This is a genomic window from Neorhizobium sp. P12A, from assembly GCF_008365395.1.
Taxonomy (GTDB): Bacteria; Pseudomonadota; Alphaproteobacteria; order Rhizobiales; family Rhizobiaceae; genus Rhizobium.
In genome coordinates this window covers 464,470-480,882 of sequence record NZ_QOVX01000003.1, presented here as the reverse complement: position 1 = coordinate 480,882, position 16,413 = coordinate 464,470, and the positions used below count along the sequence as shown (strand labels likewise).

At 57.8% G+C, this 16,413-nt stretch carries 15 protein-coding genes; 8 read left to right on the top strand and 7 right to left on the bottom strand.

Annotated elements, in window-relative coordinates:
* Position 1 precedes the first annotated feature (1 nt).
* The 4 genes from coaE to DTW90_RS14025 are packed head-to-tail and all read right to left on the bottom strand — an operon-like array spanning position 2 to position 2,907.
* The gene (coaE, locus tag DTW90_RS14040) at positions 2–604 is read right to left on the bottom strand and encodes a dephospho-CoA kinase (RefSeq protein WP_149339044.1); all 603 of its coding nucleotides are present in this window, start codon (positions 602–604) and stop codon (positions 2–4) included.
* On the bottom strand, positions 604–1,461 hold the full coding sequence (locus tag DTW90_RS14035; RefSeq protein WP_149339042.1) for a shikimate dehydrogenase: 858 nt from the start codon (positions 1,459–1,461) through the stop codon (positions 604–606). The genes coaE and DTW90_RS14035 overlap by 1 nt, the downstream gene beginning before the upstream one ends.
* A complete protein-coding gene (locus DTW90_RS14030) occupies positions 1,454–2,050 on the bottom strand; it encodes a Maf-like protein (RefSeq protein WP_149339040.1) in 597 nt (198 codons plus the stop codon). Before DTW90_RS14030 ends, DTW90_RS14035 begins: the two co-directional genes overlap by 8 nt.
* 35 nt (positions 2,051–2,085) lie before the next feature.
* Positions 2,086–2,907, bottom strand: coding sequence for a pyruvate, water dikinase regulatory protein (locus DTW90_RS14025; RefSeq protein WP_149339038.1), 822 nt, complete (start codon positions 2,905–2,907; stop codon positions 2,086–2,088).
* A gap of 400 nt (positions 2,908–3,307) precedes the next feature.
* On the opposite strand from DTW90_RS14025, the gene hemE reads away from it, so the two are divergent.
* The 8 genes from hemE to DTW90_RS13985 all read left to right on the top strand — a co-directional run bounded on the left by hemE (position 3,308) and on the right by DTW90_RS13985 (position 12,136).
* Positions 3,308–4,342: a uroporphyrinogen decarboxylase gene (hemE, locus tag DTW90_RS14020; RefSeq protein ID WP_149339138.1), complete on the top strand. Its 1,035-nt coding sequence runs from the start codon at positions 3,308–3,310 to the stop codon at positions 4,340–4,342.
* Positions 4,343–4,346: 4 nt separating this feature from the next.
* Positions 4,347–4,886, top strand: coding sequence for a protoporphyrinogen oxidase HemJ (hemJ, locus tag DTW90_RS14015; protein WP_149339036.1), 540 nt, complete (start codon positions 4,347–4,349; stop codon positions 4,884–4,886).
* Positions 4,887–5,079: 193 nt separating this feature from the next.
* On the top strand, positions 5,080–6,345 hold the full coding sequence (gene rho, locus DTW90_RS14010) for a transcription termination factor Rho (RefSeq protein WP_149339034.1): 1,266 nt from the start codon (positions 5,080–5,082) through the stop codon (positions 6,343–6,345).
* Between the two features lie 109 nt (positions 6,346–6,454).
* The gene (mnmE, locus tag DTW90_RS14005) at positions 6,455–7,774 is read left to right on the top strand and encodes a tRNA uridine-5-carboxymethylaminomethyl(34) synthesis GTPase MnmE (protein ID WP_149339032.1); all 1,320 of its coding nucleotides are present in this window, start codon (positions 6,455–6,457) and stop codon (positions 7,772–7,774) included.
* Positions 7,775–7,872: 98 nt separating this feature from the next.
* Positions 7,873–9,753 carry a tRNA uridine-5-carboxymethylaminomethyl(34) synthesis enzyme MnmG gene (mnmG, locus tag DTW90_RS14000; protein ID WP_149339030.1) on the top strand — a complete coding sequence of 627 codons (1,881 nt, stop codon included), beginning with the start codon at positions 7,873–7,875 and terminating at the stop codon, positions 9,751–9,753.
* A gap of 25 nt (positions 9,754–9,778) precedes the next feature.
* The gene (rsmG, locus tag DTW90_RS13995) at positions 9,779–10,396 is read left to right on the top strand and encodes a 16S rRNA (guanine(527)-N(7))-methyltransferase RsmG (protein WP_149339028.1); all 618 of its coding nucleotides are present in this window, start codon (positions 9,779–9,781) and stop codon (positions 10,394–10,396) included.
* A 22-nt stretch (positions 10,397–10,418) separates the two neighbouring features.
* The gene (locus DTW90_RS13990; RefSeq protein ID WP_149339026.1) at positions 10,419–11,216 is read left to right on the top strand and encodes a ParA family protein; all 798 of its coding nucleotides are present in this window, start codon (positions 10,419–10,421) and stop codon (positions 11,214–11,216) included.
* 32 nt (positions 11,217–11,248) lie between these two features.
* Entirely contained in the window at positions 11,249–12,136 is an 888-nt protein-coding gene (locus DTW90_RS13985) for a ParB/RepB/Spo0J family partition protein (RefSeq protein WP_132522461.1), read from the top strand.
* Between the two features lie 54 nt (positions 12,137–12,190).
* On the opposite strand, the gene holA is transcribed toward DTW90_RS13985, so the two are convergent.
* From holA to leuS, 3 genes are read right to left on the bottom strand one after another with little or no spacing between them, the layout of a single operon-like run.
* On the bottom strand, positions 12,191–13,228 hold the full coding sequence (gene holA / locus DTW90_RS13980) for a DNA polymerase III subunit delta (protein WP_149339024.1): 1,038 nt from the start codon (positions 13,226–13,228) through the stop codon (positions 12,191–12,193).
* Positions 13,229–13,244: 16 nt separating this feature from the next.
* The gene (locus DTW90_RS13975) at positions 13,245–13,766 is read right to left on the bottom strand and encodes a hypothetical protein (protein ID WP_149339022.1); all 522 of its coding nucleotides are present in this window, start codon (positions 13,764–13,766) and stop codon (positions 13,245–13,247) included.
* Positions 13,756–16,386: a leucine--tRNA ligase gene (leuS, locus tag DTW90_RS13970; protein WP_149339020.1), complete on the bottom strand. Its 2,631-nt coding sequence runs from the start codon at positions 16,384–16,386 to the stop codon at positions 13,756–13,758. Before leuS ends, DTW90_RS13975 begins: the two co-directional genes overlap by 11 nt.
* Positions 16,387–16,413: the final 27 nt, after the last annotated feature.

Sequence of the window (16,413 nt, the reverse complement as noted above, 5' to 3'; positions counted from 1 at the left end):
ATCAGTTTCCCTGGAAAGCAGTTCGGCCGCGTAGTTCGGCAATGATCTCTTCTACCCGCTCCCGCGCCGCTTCAACGCCATGACCAGTGTCGATCACGTAATCGGCTCTCGATCGCTTTTCCGCATCCGGCATTTGACGGGAGAGAATCATGTTGAATTTGTCCTCCGTCATGTTCGGGCGGGCAAGCACTCTCGTGCGTTGAATCTGTGGATCGCAGCTCACGACGACGATTTTATCGACACGGCTCTCGGCTTTTGATTCGAACAGCAGGGGAATATCGAGAACGACAATATCTGCGCCTTTCGCCCGCGCTTGCTCAAGGAACTGCCTTTCCCGCTCGCGAACCAAGGGATGGACGATCCCTTCCAAAATCTTGAAGCCTGCAGGATCGGCGGCGAGCTGGCGGGCAAGTTCCTGCCGATCGACCACGCCATCCTTCATCGTTCCGGGAAATGCCGCATCGACCAGCGGCGCGGCTGCGCCGGCATAGAGTTCGTGGACCACGGCATCGGCATCATTTGTCGGGATGCCGGCATCAGCAAACAGTCGAGCCGTTGTCGACTTTCCCATGCCGATCGATCCGGTAAGACCAAGCCGGATCATCAGTGCCTGTCCATGTCGGCGATGATCAGATCCCTCACGGCATCATCCACGACCGGCCGCTTGCCGAACCATTTCTCGAAACCAGGGACCGCCTGGTGCAGTAACATGCCAAGCCCATCGACCGTTGCAAAACCCTGTTCCTCGGCCTGCGCAAGAAGTGGGGTCTTGAGGGGAACGTAAACAATATCCGTGACGACGGCGTTCGAGGCTAGGGGAGAGAAGTCGATTGCCGGCGCGGGCTCGCCATCCATGCCCAGCGATGTTGTGTTGACGAAGAGGCCGGCATTGCGCATGACCTCCGCCAGATCAGCCATCGGGTGCGCTTTCACCTTATTGCCGAAGCGGTCGGCTAGTTCCTGCGCGCGCTCGACGGTTCGATTGACCACATGGATCTCTCTGAAGCCGCGATCGCGGACTGCTTGGATGATCGCACGGCTTGCTCCCCCTGCCCCGAGAATGACTGCACGATCCGACTTGTCCCAGCCTGGATGCCGCTGGTCGAGGTTTGCGGTAAAGCCTCGACCGTCCGTGTTCGTGGCATGGAGCAGACCATCTTCGAGCCAGAGGGTGTTCGAGGCGCCGAGTTCCTGGGACAGCTCGTCCGGGCGATCGGCCAGTTTGAATGCCATTTCCTTATGCGGGATGGTGACGTTGCCGCCGATAAAAGGAGACGCGCCTTCCTTCAGCGATTGAATGAAGGCCTGGAAATCTTCCGGCTTTACCTCATGGGCGCGGTAGCTGCCTGGAATATCGAGCGTGCGCAACCAGTGGCCATGGATCAGTGGCGAGCGCGAATGCTTGATCGGGTAGCCGGTTACGAAAGCGTTCCGCCCGAGTGTTTCACGTGAATCATGCATCGATTGATCCCATCAAGCGCAACTGCTCCAGAAGCGGCAGCATCGGTAAACCCAATATCGTAAAGTAGTCGCCATCGATCTTGGAGAAGAGCTGAATGCCCTCCCCCTCCAGCTGGTAGGCGCCAACGCTGGAGAGTGCGCGTTCACCGACTCGCGAGAGATGGCGATGAATAAAGTCCTTTGAAAGGTCCCTCATCGTCAGCTCGGCGTGGGATATATGCTCCCAGACAATATCGCCATCCAGCGCCAGGGCGATTGCACTGTTTAGCCGGTGCGTCTTGCCGGAAAGCAGACGGAGATGATTTTCCGCATCTGTCATATCCTTCGGCTTATGAAATACCAGCGACCCGAGCGACATCGTTTGATCGGAGCCAATCACCAGTGCCCCGGGAAAGCGGTCGCTCACCTCCCTCGCCTTTGCCTTGGCAAGGACGAGCGCCACGGCGTCCGGCGTTGTACCCTCATTTCCAATCGACGCTTCGATCGCGCGCTCGTCGATATCAGCAGCCACCGCTTCAAAACTCAGGCCGGCGTTTTCCATCAGCATGCGGCGAAAGGGACTGGAGGAAGCAAGAATTAGATCGGGCATATTGGAAACCTCTGAAGTCCGGCAGTATTTGCGGCTTATCGCAGCTTGGGTCTCAGGGCAACGATCGCAGCAGCCGTCTCTTCGATCGATCGCCTGGAGACGTCGATGATGGGCCAGTTGTGCCGAGCGCAGAGAGAGCGGGCATATTTCAACTCCTCGGAAATCGTCGCGCGATCGGTATAGTGGCTCCGGTCGAAGCCTGCGGCCGTGCCGAGGATGCGATTTTCGCGAACCTGGGAAATCCGGTCCGTCGTCGCGACCAGGCCGACGATCAAGGGTTTCGTTGCCTGGATAAGGCTTTCTGGGAGCGGCATGCCGTGAATGATCGGGATGTTGGCTGTCTTGATGCCGCGATTGGCGAGATAGATGCTCGTGGGCGTTTTCGACGTTCGGCTGATCCCGATGATGACCACATCCGCATCATCGTAGTCGTCGGGCATCTGACCGTCGTCATGATCCATGGTGAAATTGAGCGCCTCGATCCGCGCGAAATAATCGGCGTTCATCACATGCTGCGCACCGACCCGCCGGCGGGACATGGTCCCGAGATACGTCTGGAAGACGTTCAGCACCGGCTCGAGCACGTTGACGCAGGGAACACCCATCTCCCTGCAGCGCTCGTCGATGAGATCCGCCAGCTCGCGATCGACGATCGTATAGAGAACGATCCCGGGGCTCTTATCGATTGCCTCCAGCACGGGCAGCAACTGTTTGCGGTTTCGAACCAGGGGATAGACATGCTCGATCGGCTGGCTGGCATGGAATTGAACCGAGGCCGCTCGTCCGGCGGATATGAGAGTCTCTCCGGTCGAGTCAGAAATCAGATGAAGATGAAAGAAGCTTGTGCGGTTCTCCACGCTATTTTCCATCCTCTGTTGATAAGGCGGGACGGCGAAGAGGTAGGACGATCGCCTCGGCAGGGGCAAGGGGAAAACTGCCGATTTTTCCACACCGGCAATTTTTCGGGGGTTAGAAAAGGGCGAATGTGGGAAGTGTGGACAACATGAATTCCCGAGCATCATTCCCCAGCTTATCCACAGAACCGGTTTCTTCCGGGGTCGCAGCAAGCGTCGGAGAAGATTGAAGGATTCGGGACCGTGCCCGACTTTTTTCAATCAATCCCGTTTCGAGGCTAATCCGGATGGACAGACGCGACAAATCGCACGGTCTGTGGAAGGCGTTTAATCCTTGATAGTCACCGACTCTAAGAAATAGAAACTCTTTTAAATAGATTTGGTTTTAGAAGAGGGCATGGGATTGAGCGATGAACGCCGGAAGATAATGCGTGTCTTGGACGGCGAAACTGTCATACCGCCTCCTATCTGGCTCATGCGCCAGGCGGGGCGGTATCTCCCCGAGTACAGGGAAACGCGCGCCAAGGCCGGAAGTTTCCTCGATCTTTGCTATACGCCCGATTTTGCCGTCGAGGTGACGCTGCAGCCTATCCGACGTTACGGCTTTGATGCCGCCATCTTGTTTTCCGACATTCTTGTCATTCCCGATGCCCTGAAGCGCAACGTCCGTTTCACCGAGGGACATGGCCCAGAGATGGATCCGATCGACGAGACCGGGATCCACGCTCTGAATGGAGAGGAGATCGTCGAGCACCTTGCTCCGGTTCTGGAAACTGTGCGTCGCTTGCGCCAGGAGCTACCGCAGGAGACCACGCTGCTTGGCTTCTGCGGCGCGCCCTGGACGGTTGCTACCTATATGATCGCCGGCCACGGCACCCCGGACCAAGCCCCTGCCCGTCTTTTCGGCTATCGGCATCGAAAGGCTTTCGAGTATCTGCTGATGCTCCTTGCCGACATCTCTGCTGATTACCTGGTGGCGCAGATCGATGCCGGCGCCGATGCCGTGCAGATATTCGACTCATGGGCGGGTGTTCTCGGCGAAGCGGAGTTCGAGGCATTTGCGGTAAGGCCTGTCGCGCGGATGATTGCGTCGATCAAGTCGAGACGTCCTGACGCCCGGGTGATCGCCTTTGCGAAGGGCGCCGGCTATCTGCTTAGGGATTATCGTCGCAAGACGGGCGCGGATGCGATCGGGCTCGACTGGGCTGTGCCGCTTTCCTTTGCTCAGGAGCTGCAGAAGGAAGGGCCGGTCCAGGGTAATCTCGATCCGATGCGGATGGTCGCCGGCGGTCGGGCGCTCGAGGAAGGCATCGACGCGATCCTGCAGGCGCTTGGCAATGGCCCTTTGATCTTCAATCTGGGACATGGAATTACGCCCCAGGCCGATCCGGCAAACGTGTCGACGCTGGTCGAGCGTGTGCGGGCATGGAAGGGCTGAGGCGATGGAAAAGCAGACTGACCCGAGGCCCGGGAATTATGCGCGCCGGCGGGCCTATCTGGCGATAGGCTTCTTTGTCGTGCTGGCGGTCGGGCTCTTCGTCTGGCAGCCCGACAATCTCTATCTCTGGATCAAGACGCTGCACATCATCGCCGTCATCTCCTGGATGGCCGGGCTGTTCTACATGCCGCGGCTTTTCATCTATCATACGGACGCGGAAATCGGCTCGGTGCAATCGGAAACGTTCAAGGTGATGGAGCAGCGGCTGCTCAAGGTCATCATGAACCCGGCCATGATGCTGACCTGGATCTTCGGGCTTTATCTCGCCTGGTCGGTCTACGGCTTTCAAGGCACGTGGCTGCACATGAAGATCGGTCTCGTCGTCCTTTTGACCCTCGTCCACATGTCCTTCAGCCGTTCGGTGAAAGCATTTGCCCGGGACGAGAACCGCCATTCGGCGCGGTATTGGCGATATATGAACGAAGCGCCGACGGTTCTGATGATTGCAATCGTCATCCTGGTCGTCGTTAAGCCATTTGGCTGAGCGAGGCTGAGGCCGGAGGTTAAATTTATTTCATTTCGGCCTCCCCCCTTGCGGGGGTGAAAATGAATCGCTATTTTCCGGCCATCTCATCTTCGTGGCATGTATCATTCAGTCGCCCGCGAGTCCCCTATCGCGGTCCCGAATACGAGCAACATCGCCTTCCCCCTTTTTAAAACGTAGAGTAATTCCCTTCATGGCTGAAATGAAGCTTCAAGAACTTAAGAACAAATCCCCGACCGATCTTCTGGCTTTTGCAGAATCGCTCGAGGTCGAAAATGCAAGTACGATGCGCAAACAGGAGCTTATGTTTGCCATATTGAAGATGCTTGCCAGCCAGGACGTGGAAATCATTGGGGAAGGCGTCGTAGAAGTCCTGCAGGATGGCTTCGGCTTTCTGCGTTCCGCCAATGCCAACTATCTGCCAGGCCCGGACGATATCTATATTTCGCCTTCCCAGATCCGGCGGTTCTCTCTGAAGACCGGCGATACCGTCGAAGGGCCGATCCGTGGACCGAAGGAAGGGGAGCGTTATTTTGCGCTGCTGAAGGTCAACACGATCAATTTCGATGACCCGGAACGCATTCGCCACAAGGTTCATTTCGACAATCTGACGCCACTCTATCCGAACGAACGCTTCCGAATGGAGCTTGATGTTCCGACGAGCAAGGATCTGTCGCCGCGCGTCATCGATCTGGTGGCACCTCTCGGCAAGGGCCAGCGCGGTCTGATCGTCGCTCCGCCCCGCACCGGTAAGACGGTGCTGCTGCAGAACATCGCCCATTCCATCACGGCTAATCATCCGGAATGCTATCTGATCGTTCTGCTGATCGACGAACGCCCTGAAGAAGTCACCGACATGCAGCGCTCGGTTCGCGGCGAGGTTATCTCCTCGACCTTCGACGAACCCGCCGTGCGTCACGTCCAGGTGGCCGAAATGGTCATCGAGAAGGCCAAGCGGCTTGTCGAACATGGTCGTGACGTCGTCATCCTGCTCGATTCCATCACTCGACTCGGCCGCGCCTACAACACTGTTGTCCCCTCCTCCGGTAAGGTTCTGACCGGTGGTGTGGACGCGAATGCGCTCCAGCGCCCGAAGCGTTTCTTCGGTGCTGCCCGTAACATCGAGGAAGGCGGTTCGCTGACGATTATCGCAACCGCGCTCATCGATACCGGCAGCCGTATGGACGAAGTCATCTTCGAAGAGTTCAAGGGTACCGGTAACTCGGAAATCGTCCTTGATCGCAAGGTGGCCGACAAGCGCATCTTCCCGGCAATGGATATCCTCAAGTCCGGCACGCGTAAGGAAGACCTCCTTGTGCCGCGCCAAGACCTGCAGAAGATCTTCGTCCTTCGCCGTATTCTGGCTCCGATGGGAACGACCGATGCAATCGAGTTCCTGATCGACAAGCTGAAGCAGACGAAGAACAATCCGGATTTCTTCGAATCGATGAATACCTGATTTCCTTAGCCGGATTCAGCTGCTGGTTTTATGAGGGTCGCACATTGTGTGGCCCATATTTGTTGGGACCATCAGCAACGATTCGGAACCGAACTGATTTGGCGTAGCGATGAGTAAGCTTCACACGGACACGATATTTGCACTCTCCAGCGGCTCGCTGCCGGCTGGCGTGGCGGTGGTTCGAGTGAGCGGACCACGGGCAACCTCCGTTCTTGGGCAACTTGTTGGATCTGTTCCGCCGCCGCGACAAGCGGTCTTACGAACGATTCGGACTCGTAATGGAATCGTGCTCGATAAGGGTTTGGTTCTCTCCTTCCCGGCACCGAACTCCTTTACCGGCGAGGACTGCATCGAAATTCAACTCCATGGCGGCAAAGCCGTGGTGGCTGGCCTGCTGGCCGAACTTGATGCTTTCGATGGCTGCAGGCTTGCCGAGCACGGCGAGTTTACCCGTCGCGCGATGGAAAACGGCCGGATGGATCTGGTCGAGGTGGAAGGTCTCGCCGATCTGATTGCTGCCGAGACGGAAATGCAGCGACGCCTGGCTATTGAACATAGCGCGGGGGGCCTCTCGGACCGGTATCGCGGCTGGGCCGACCGTCTGACGCGCGCGCGGGCCCTGATCGAGGCAGAGCTCGATTTCGCTGACGAAGACGACGTGCCTGGGTCGGTATCCCAGCAGGTCTGGGCGGATATGGCGGAATTGCAGCAGGAGCTGACCGCTCATCTGGCTGGCGCTGCCTTTGGGGAGATTGTCCGTGATGGGCTGAAAGTGGTCATCGCCGGCGCACCGAATTCCGGCAAGTCGAGCCTGCTGAATGCCTTGGCGAGGCGCGAGGTGGCGATTGTTACCGATATTGCCGGAACGACAAGGGACGTTCTCCATGTCGACCTCGACATTGAAGGCTACGCCGTTCGACTCTATGACACGGCGGGGCTGAGAGAGACGGACGAGGTTGTCGAGAGAGAGGGCATCCGCAGAGCGCTTCATGCGGTCTCCGAGGCCGATGTGGTTCTCTCGCTTGCCGAAAATGGTCTTCCTGCGCAACAGGATTTCGCTACCCTCTCGGGCAAAGTCTTTCGAATTGGTACGAAGCTCGACATTCGTGAATCGTCGGCGGATTATGATGTGTGCCTATCCTCAACGACCGGGGAAGGTTTAGATAAGCTGAAGTTGCTCATTCTAGAGCATCTCCATTCTTACGGCGATGGTTCGTCGCTTTCGTTGCCAAGTCGGTTGCGGCACAGAAGGTTGCTTCAGGAGGCGACTGATTGGGTGGCGAGAGCGACGGCTGGCTCGCAGGAGAGTCTGGATATTCGAGCCGAATATCTCCGGCTGGCATCCCAGAGCCTTGGGCGGATCACCGGTCGCGTTGATGTTGAAGACTTACTTGATGTAATCTTCTCCGAGTTCTGCATTGGTAAATGATTCACGTGAAACAGCGATCTGCGCTATAAGGTGGCGACTGTTTCACGTGAAACCTTATAGGTTCCGGCCGATCGTATTTGGTAGCATAGGAGCGCGAGATGCTCGACAAGACATATGATGTCATCGTTATCGGTGGCGGACATGCCGGCTGTGAAGCCGCGGCGGCGGCAGCGCGTATTGGCGCCAGCGTAGCTTTGGTTACTCATAAGAAAGAGACGATCGGCGTTATGTCGTGCAATCCAGCCATAGGCGGGCTGGGCAAGGGGCATTTGGTGCGGGAGATCGATGCCCTTGATGGCCTTATGGGTCGGGTTGCCGATGCCGCGGGTATTCAGTTTCGCATGCTGAACCGAAAGAAGGGACCTGCGGTCCGTGGTCCTCGCACCCAGGCCGATAGGAAGCTTTATCGAGAGGCGATGCAGGCGGAAATCGCCTCGATCGAAAACCTTGATGTGATCGAGGGCGATGCTTTCGACCTGGAACTGAGCGATAGCGGCCTGACGGCTGTTATCCTGAAGGATGGTCGCATCCTGAAATGTGGGGCAGCCGTCCTCACAACCGGAACATTCCTGCGCGGATTGATTCACATCGGAAACGAACGGACGCCTGCTGGACGTGTCGGTGAAGAACCATCGCTTGGTCTGTCACAGACCTTGGCGCGACGCGAACTCAGGTTGGGGCGCCTGAAGACCGGCACCCCCGCCCGCCTGGATGGAAAGACGATCGATTGGGATAGCGTTGGACGGCAGGGTGCGGACACTGATCCGATCCCCTTCTCCTTCATGACCGATGCAATCCGGAACCAGCAGATTGAGTGTGGTGTAACACGCACGACGTCTGCGACGCACAAGATCATAGCGGACAATTTGAATCAGTCCGCTATGTATTCAGGTCAGATCGAGGGCGTGGGGCCGCGTTATTGCCCCTCCATCGAGGATAAGATCGTCAAGTTTGGCGAGCGCGACGGGCATCAAATATTTCTTGAGCCAGAGGGATTGGATGACGATACCGTCTATCCGAATGGAATTTCAACGTCCCTTCCCGCCTCGATTCAGGATCTGTTTATCAGAACTATTCCGGGGCTGGAACAAGTTCGGATCCTGCAACCAGGCTATGCGATTGAATATGATTACGTCGATCCGCGCGAACTCAAGCCATCGCTTGAAGTGAGAAAAGTTCCTGGCCTCTTTCTTGCCGGGCAGATTAACGGGACGACAGGATATGAGGAAGCCGCAGCGCAGGGGCTTCTCGCGGGGCTAAATGCTGCGCGAATGGCGTCAGGCGGTGCTTCTGTTCATCTTAGCCGCGCTCAATCCTATATCGGCGTGATGATCGATGATTTGACGTCTCGCGGCGTAGCAGAGCCCTACCGCATGTTCACTTCGCGCGCGGAGTATCGGCTTTCGCTGCGCGTCGACAACGCTGATCTGCGGCTCACTCCGGTCGGCCTTGAAATCGGCTGCGTCAGGGAGGCTCGTGCCCAACGCTTCGGGAGCCACATTCGAGAGCTTGCAGAGGCGCGCGATACGCTGCGGAGTTTAAGTGTCACGCCAAAGGAGGCTGACAAGGCTGGGCTGAGGTTGAACCAGGACGGGCAGCGGCGAACCGCCTATGAGATCTTGTCTTATCCGGATCAATCAATCGCGGCGCTTCGTGTGCTCTGGCCTGAACTTGGCGCTATTCGGCCGGCCGTGGCGGAGGCCATTCAGATTGAAGCGAGCTATGCGGTCTATATGGATCGGCAGGCAGCGGATATTGCGCAGACGCGCCGCGAGGAGGACCGGGTTATCCCGGACTCATTTGCATTTGACCAACTCTCTGGTCTGTCAAATGAGCTGAAACAAAAGCTGAGCTCGGTGCGCCCGGTGAATCTTGCGCAAGCGGCCCGCATAGAGGGGATGACACCAGCTGCGGTTTCGTTCCTGTTGGCCCAGCTTAAGAAACTGGAGAAGCAGCTCGCAGTTGCGCGCTCGGCTTAATCTTTGCAATGTTTGAGAGTCTCAAATGGAATTGAACGGTCTACGTGTTTCACGTGAAACACAGGAACGCCTAGAGCATTTCGTATCGCTGTTTCGGAAATGGGCGGCGACGATCAATTTGGTTGCGCCATCGACCTTGGAAGACCTATGGCAGCGTCACGTTCTCGACAGCGCCCAGATCTTTCGGTTTAATACAAGCCCGGGTCGTTGGGTTGATCTTGGAAGTGGGGGTGGCTTTCCTGGCATTGTTACCGCGATTCTTCTTGCGGAGTCAGGGACCGGCCATGTCGATCTGATCGAGAGCAACCAGAAAAAGGCTGCCTTCTTACGGGTGTGTCTTCGCGAATGCTCGGCCCGAGGCGCGGTCCATGCAGTTCGGATTGAAGAAGCGCGCAAAATCGTCCCAGATTGCGATTTTCTCTCCGCTCGAGCGCTTGCTGATCTGGATACTCTGCTCGGCTATTCATATGGGTGGGCCGAAAGCAACCGTGATCTTCGGTTAATTTTGCATAAAGGCCGGGATTACCAAACCGAAACTCAAAAAGCGCGTGGTCGTTGGGAATTTGATCTGGTAGAACATCAGAGTGTCGTTGAGCGGGATTCCGTTATCCTGGAAATCTCCGGACTCCGGCGGAAAGTTTAAACCATTTCAGGTGAGAGCGACCATGGCAGGCGAACGCAATCGTATAATCACCATCGCAAATCAGAAGGGTGGGGTCGGAAAGACCACTACCGCTATCAATCTCGCAACGGCGCTAGCGGCGATCGGCGAACGGGTGCTGATTGTTGACCTGGATCCTCAGGGCAATGCTAGCACTGGTCTCGGTATTGAGCGTCGCAACCGCAAATCATCCTCGTATGATTTGCTGGTCGGGACGCATGGCGTTCAGGAGACGGTTCAGGAGACCGCAGTTCCTAATCTCTACATTATTCCGTCGACTATGGACTTGCTCGGCGTGGAAATGGAGATCTCTCAGCAGAGCGACCGAGTCTTCCGTCTGCGGCGCGCCCTCTCATCTGCCGAAGCTGCGGAATTTGCCTATATACTGGTTGATTGCCCGCCCTCGTTCAACCTGCTGACGATGAACGCAATGGCGGCCGCTCATTCCGTTCTGGTTCCGCTTCAGTGCGAGTTCTTTGCGCTGGAAGGTCTTAGTCAGCTTCTGGAGACCGTCGATCAGATTCGCCGGACTGTCAATCCGTCCTTGGACATCCAGGGTATCGTGCTGACGATGTTCGATGCCCGGAACAATCTGGCACAGCAGGTCGTCAGCGACGTTCGCACCCATTTGGGGGAGAAAGTCTATCATACGCTCATTCCCCGCAATGTCCGCGTATCGGAAGCTCCGTCCTATGGTAAGCCTGCGATTCTGTATGATCTGAAGTGCGCAGGCAGCCAGGCCTATCTTCAGCTTGCTTCTGAGGTTATTCAGAGGGAGCGGCTGCGCAAGGCGGCTGCATAGTTAAAAATTGGTATAAAGGCGAGTAAAGCGCGATGAACGATGATCCTTCAAAACGGCGCCTCGGCCGCGGGTTGGCTGCACTGATTGGAGAAATGGATCAATCGACGCCTGTTGAGACAGGACGTTCCGGCATCAATCCGGACCGGATGATCCCGATTGAGTTTGTCAGCCGCAATCCCAGGAACCCTCGTCGCTATTTCGACGAGGCCGAGCTTCATGATCTCGCGAGTTCGATCCGCCAGCATGGCATCGTTCAACCTGTGGTCGTTCGCACTATTTCAGCCGATCGATACGAGATAATAGCCGGCGAACGACGTTGGCGTGCCGCCCAGCTCGCAGGATTGGTCGAGATTCCGGTGATCGTTCGCGATGTGGATGACAAGACGGCGCTGGAGATCGCGATCGTCGAAAACGTCCAGCGTGCGGACCTCAACCCGCTCGAAGAAGCACTTGGCTACGAGCAGCTGATTGCTGAGCATGGTTACACGCAGAACGACCTTGGCGAGATCATCGGCAAGAGCCGCAGCCATGTGGCTAACTCATTGCGATTGCTGAAACTTCCCGATCCGGTACGTGACATGTTGGCCGGCGGAAGCCTGTCGGCGGGGCATGCTCGCGCTCTGGTATCGACATCAGATCCCGCGGCACTGGCTCGGACCATCGTTTCCAAGGGCATGTCGGTGCGCGATGCCGAGCGGCTTGCGCAGAACGATATCAAGGCCCAAAGCGAGCCGCGCTCCGCTATTCCCAAGGGAGACACCAAGGATTCCGATACGCTCGCCCTGGAGCGCACGCTGTCGGACACTTTGGGGCTGGATGTCTCCATCAATCACAAGGGTAATGGCGGCGGTCAGGTTCGCATCGGTTACAAGACGCTGGAGCAGCTCGAAGAGATCTGCAGGTTGCTCGAGCGGCGTTGAGGCCGCTCGAAAGCGCATTGTTTCGCAAGTATCGATTTCGCCTTTAGGCGACGACTAGCCCTTGCGGGCTGACTGCAGGGTCGTGCTCAGAAGCGTTTGTATGGCGATGCTGTCTTCCAGGCTGGGGCGTTGGCGGGTCTGGAAGATGGCGGCCTGAAGCCTGTTTGTTTCACGGGCGATTGCCGCCCCAGTCCATGTGCGCAACGCCTGCTCGATGACAGGCTTGCGCTTGAAATGCAGATGCCGGCCGTGTGTTTGCATCACCTGCGCCGGCTGCAGCCGCTTTTCATCCATCTCTAAGCGCATGGTATCGAGCATCTGAAACTGACGAAGACATCCCTGCAAAACAAGGAACATGGGTGTCTTCGAAGAAGCAATCTTTCGGATGGCATGCTGGAAGGCTTCGGTATCGCCCTTCAGGACGGCGTCGACTGCGTCATCGGCAGAGACGGCACTGGCGTCGCCGATAATCTCGTTGACATGTTGCTCGTCAATCGTGTCTAGGCCGCGGCAATAGAGCGCCAGTTTGCTGATCTCATTGCGGGAGGCAATGCGATCGCCGCCCAGCAATTCCAGCAATGTCTCCCGAGCGAGAGGTGTGATACGGAGACGTTCCTTTGCCAGCTCACTATCAATCAGACTGTTCAGAGCGCGGGCGTCGTCGGCATAGCAGGCGATTGCTGCAACCGACCTGCTGCCCTCCCCTATCTTCCGCAAGGCCGCGCCCTTTTTCAGGTCGCCGCCTTCGACGATGACAAAACAGCTCTCGGGCGGCTTTTCGGCAATGACTTGGAGCGCATCGATGAGCGCTTTTTCGTTTGCGGCGCCCCGCACCCAGACGAGCCGCTCGCCTCCAAACAACCCAATGGAGTTGACTTCATCGATGAGGCGGCCAGGATCGCCACTCAGATCGCCGACGTCGAGCTTCAGGAGCGAAAAAGGGTCGTCGAGGGCAATCTTTGTCCCTTGGGCAATTGCCGCCGCACGCTCAGAAACGAGCCCGCGATCGGGCCCGTAGACGATAAAGATCCTGTAATTGCGCGCCGAGCCTTGAAGGAATCCGTCAAATTCGTGTGACTTGATTTCCGTCATCTCGACGACCGGGCATTCAACGGCTGAGCGTCGCGGCGAGATCGGCTGCGACCAGCTCTGCGGCTTCCGCCGCAGCACGGTTTTCGGAATCGATGTCGGCGCGGATCTTGCCGAATTCCTGCGTCGGCTGGTCAAGCAGCGAGGTCGCGGCGCGGTTGCCGGCCTTCAGTACCTTGCCGTCGCTTATCCGCTTCAGCACGTAGGACACAGTCACGGTCGTTCGCGCTGCCGCCGACGTCGAAGACGATGGCAGATAGATGACGCCTGAAGTCCCTGATGTCACCGTCAAAGTGACGTCATATTGCGGGTTCTTTGGTTCGCCGCCGCCGTGGTTGGCTATGAAGACGAGGTGGTTCCGGACTTCCAGGCCAACCCGGCTGCCAACGTCGGAGAAGGATACGGCGGCGAGCTTCTGCGTCACGCCGGTATTCTCGGCATAGAGCGGCCGCACCTGGCAGGAGGAAAGCAAGCCGCCGACCGCGACCAAAGACACCACGCCCGCAGCGCGGGCGAGCTTCAGAATGAAATCAGACGACAATGTTTACGATCCTCTGTGGAACGACGATGATCTTTTTTGGCGCCTGACCATTCAACGCACTTTGGACGGCATCCAAGGCTAGTACAGCACTCGTTACGGCATCTTGATCCGCGTCGCGCGCGATTGTCAATTCGGCGCGCTTCTTGCCGTTGATCTGTACCGGCAGCATGACCTCGTTTTCCACCACCAAGGCTTCGTTGTAGTCAGGCCAGGCCGACATCGCGATCAAATGCGTGTTGCCAATGGCAGACGAGCATTCTTCGGCCAGATGGGGCGTGATCGGCGCCACGATGGCGATCAGGATCTCGACAGCCTCGCGGATAGCGGCGCTATAGGCCTTGTCGGCCTCACCAGCGGCAACTTTCGCCAACGGGGCGGCAAGGGCGTTTACGAACTCGTAGATGCGCGCCACGGCCTTGTTGAAGGCGAGCTTGTCGTAGTCGCCCTGGACGGCTTTCAGCGTCCGATGCGCAATCTGCGAAACGGGCAGCGCTTCGCCATCCTCAGCCGGAGTCGATTCGATTCCGCTCAGTGCCTCGGCAGCCTCGGACACCAAACGCCAGACACGCTGGGTGAAACGATGTGCGCCTTCAACGCCGGCTTCGGACCAGATGACGTCGCGATCCGGCGGCGAATCGGAGAGAACGAAGAAGCGTGCCGTATCGGCGCCGTAGGATGCGATGATATCATCCGGGTCGACCACGTTCTTCTTCGACTTCGACATTTTTTCGATCGAGCCGATGGTCACTTCTTCACCGCTCGACAACAGGACCGCGCGGCGCTTGCCGTCGATTTCCTCGATGCGCAGATCGGCCGGCGATATCCATTCGCGAGTCAGGCCCTGGCTGCGGCTGTACGTCTCGTGAACCACCATGCCCTGGGTGAAGAGGCCTTTGAACGGCTCGTTGACGCCAACGTGGCCGGTTTCGCGCATGGCGCGGGTAAAGAAGCGCGAATAGAGCAGATGCAGGATCGCATGCTCGATGCCGCCGATATATTGGTCCACCGGCAGCCAGCGGTCGGCAACAGCCTTGTCCGTCGGCTGATCTTCCCAGGGGGCCGTGAAGCGTGTGTAATACCAGCTGGAGTCTACGAAGGTATCCATCGTGTCCGTCTCGCGTCGGGCTTCTTTGCCGCAATGCGGGCAAGCGACCTGTCGCCAGGTTGGGTGCCGATCCAGCGGATTGCCGGGCTGATCAAAGGTCACGTCGTCCGGCAATTTTACTGGCAGATCCTGCTTCGGCACCGGCAGGACACCGCAATCGTCGCAATGGATAACCGGGATCGGGCAGCCCCAATAGCGCTGGCGGGAAATGCCCCAGTCGCGCAGGCGGAAATTCACCTTGCGCTCGGCCTGCGGCTCGTTGCCGAGCGTCGCGGCGGACAGTTTCGCGGCGACGGTTTCAAATGCCTCGTCCGTAGACATGCCGTCCAGGAAGCGGGAGTTGATCATGACACCGTCGCCATCATAGGCGATATCGCCGACGGTGAAGCTTGCTGCATCACCATCCGCCGGCATGACGACGGGAACGACCGGCAGGCCGTATTTGCGGGCGAAATCCAGGTCGCGCTGGTCGCCGGAAGGGCAGCCGAAGATCGCGCCGGTACCGTAGTCCATCAGCACGAAATTGGCGACATAGACCGGCAGCTCCCAGGATGGATCGAGCGGATGCCTGACGCGGATGCCGGTGTCCATGCCCTTTTTCTCAGCCGTTTCCAGGGCTGCCAGCGAGGTGCCCGCGCGGCGGCACTCCTCGCAGAAGGCATCGATAGCCGGATTCTCAGCGGCTGCATCCCTTGCCAGCGGGTGATCCGCTGCGATCGCCAGGAAGGACGCGCCAAAAAGCGTATCGGGGCGCGTGGTATAGACGGTGACTTCACGGTCTTCGCTCTGGGCCGTACCGGGTACGATTTCCCAGCGAATGGTCAGGCCTTCGGAGCGACCGATCCAGTTTTTCTGCATCAACCGCACTTTTTCCGGCCACTGGTCGAGCGTGTCCAGCGCGTCCAGCAGATCCTGGCTGAATTCGGTGATCTTGAAGAACCATTGCGTCAGCTCGCGCTGCTCGACCAAGGCGCCAGAGCGCCAGCCGCGACCGTCGATCACCTGCTCGTTCGCAAGCACGGTGTTGTCGACCGGATCCCAGTTCACCTTGGACTTCTTGCGGTAAACCAGCCCCTTTTCCATCATGTCGATGAAGAGCATCTGCTGGCGATGATAATATTCGACGTCGCAAGTGGCGAATTCACGGCTCCAGTCGAGCGAAAGGCCCATCGCCTTCAGCTGCGAGCGCATGGAAGCGATGTTCTGATAGGTCCATTCCTTGGGATGAACCTTGTTGTCGCGGGCAGCATTTTCGGCCGGCATGCCGAAAGCATCCCAACCCATCGGGTGGAGCACATTGTAGCCGCGGGCGCGCTTGTAGCGGGCGACGACATCGCCCATGGCATAGTTGCGAACGTGGCCCATGTGAATGCGGCCCGACGGATAGGGAAACATTTCAAGGACGTAGTATTTTTCGCGCGGATCGGCGTTGTCGGTAACGAAGACCTTTTCCTCGTTCCACTTCTGCTGCCAACGCGGTTCGGCGTCGCGCGGATTATAACGTTCGGTAGCCATCAGACCTGTATTCCGGAAAAATCATGG

What these genes read in the sequence shown, in the direction of transcription:
- coaE (WP_149339044.1), bottom strand. Translation starts at nt 604, where the DNA reads ATGATCCGGCTTGGTCTTACCGGATCGATCGGCATGGGAAAGTCGACA.
- DTW90_RS14035 (WP_149339042.1), bottom strand. Translation starts at nt 1,461, where the DNA reads ATGCATGATTCACGTGAAACACTCGGGCGGAACGCTTTCGTAACCGGC.
- DTW90_RS14030 (WP_149339040.1), bottom strand. Translation starts at nt 2,050, where the DNA reads ATGCCCGATCTAATTCTTGCTTCCTCCAGTCCCTTTCGCCGCATGCTG.
- hemJ (WP_149339036.1), top strand. Translation starts at nt 4,347, where the DNA reads ATGGAAAAGCAGACTGACCCGAGGCCCGGGAATTATGCGCGCCGGCGG.
- rho (WP_149339034.1), top strand. Translation starts at nt 5,080, where the DNA reads ATGGCTGAAATGAAGCTTCAAGAACTTAAGAACAAATCCCCGACCGAT.
- mnmE (WP_149339032.1), top strand. Translation starts at nt 6,455, where the DNA reads ATGAGTAAGCTTCACACGGACACGATATTTGCACTCTCCAGCGGCTCG.
- mnmG (WP_149339030.1), top strand. Translation starts at nt 7,873, where the DNA reads ATGCTCGACAAGACATATGATGTCATCGTTATCGGTGGCGGACATGCC.
- rsmG (WP_149339028.1), top strand. Translation starts at nt 9,779, where the DNA reads ATGGAATTGAACGGTCTACGTGTTTCACGTGAAACACAGGAACGCCTA.
- DTW90_RS13990 (WP_149339026.1), top strand. Translation starts at nt 10,419, where the DNA reads ATGGCAGGCGAACGCAATCGTATAATCACCATCGCAAATCAGAAGGGT.
- DTW90_RS13985 (WP_132522461.1), top strand. Translation starts at nt 11,249, where the DNA reads ATGAACGATGATCCTTCAAAACGGCGCCTCGGCCGCGGGTTGGCTGCA.
- holA (WP_149339024.1), bottom strand. Translation starts at nt 13,228, where the DNA reads ATGACGGAAATCAAGTCACACGAATTTGACGGATTCCTTCAAGGCTCG.
- leuS (WP_149339020.1), bottom strand. Translation starts at nt 16,386, where the DNA reads ATGGCTACCGAACGTTATAATCCGCGCGACGCCGAACCGCGTTGGCAG.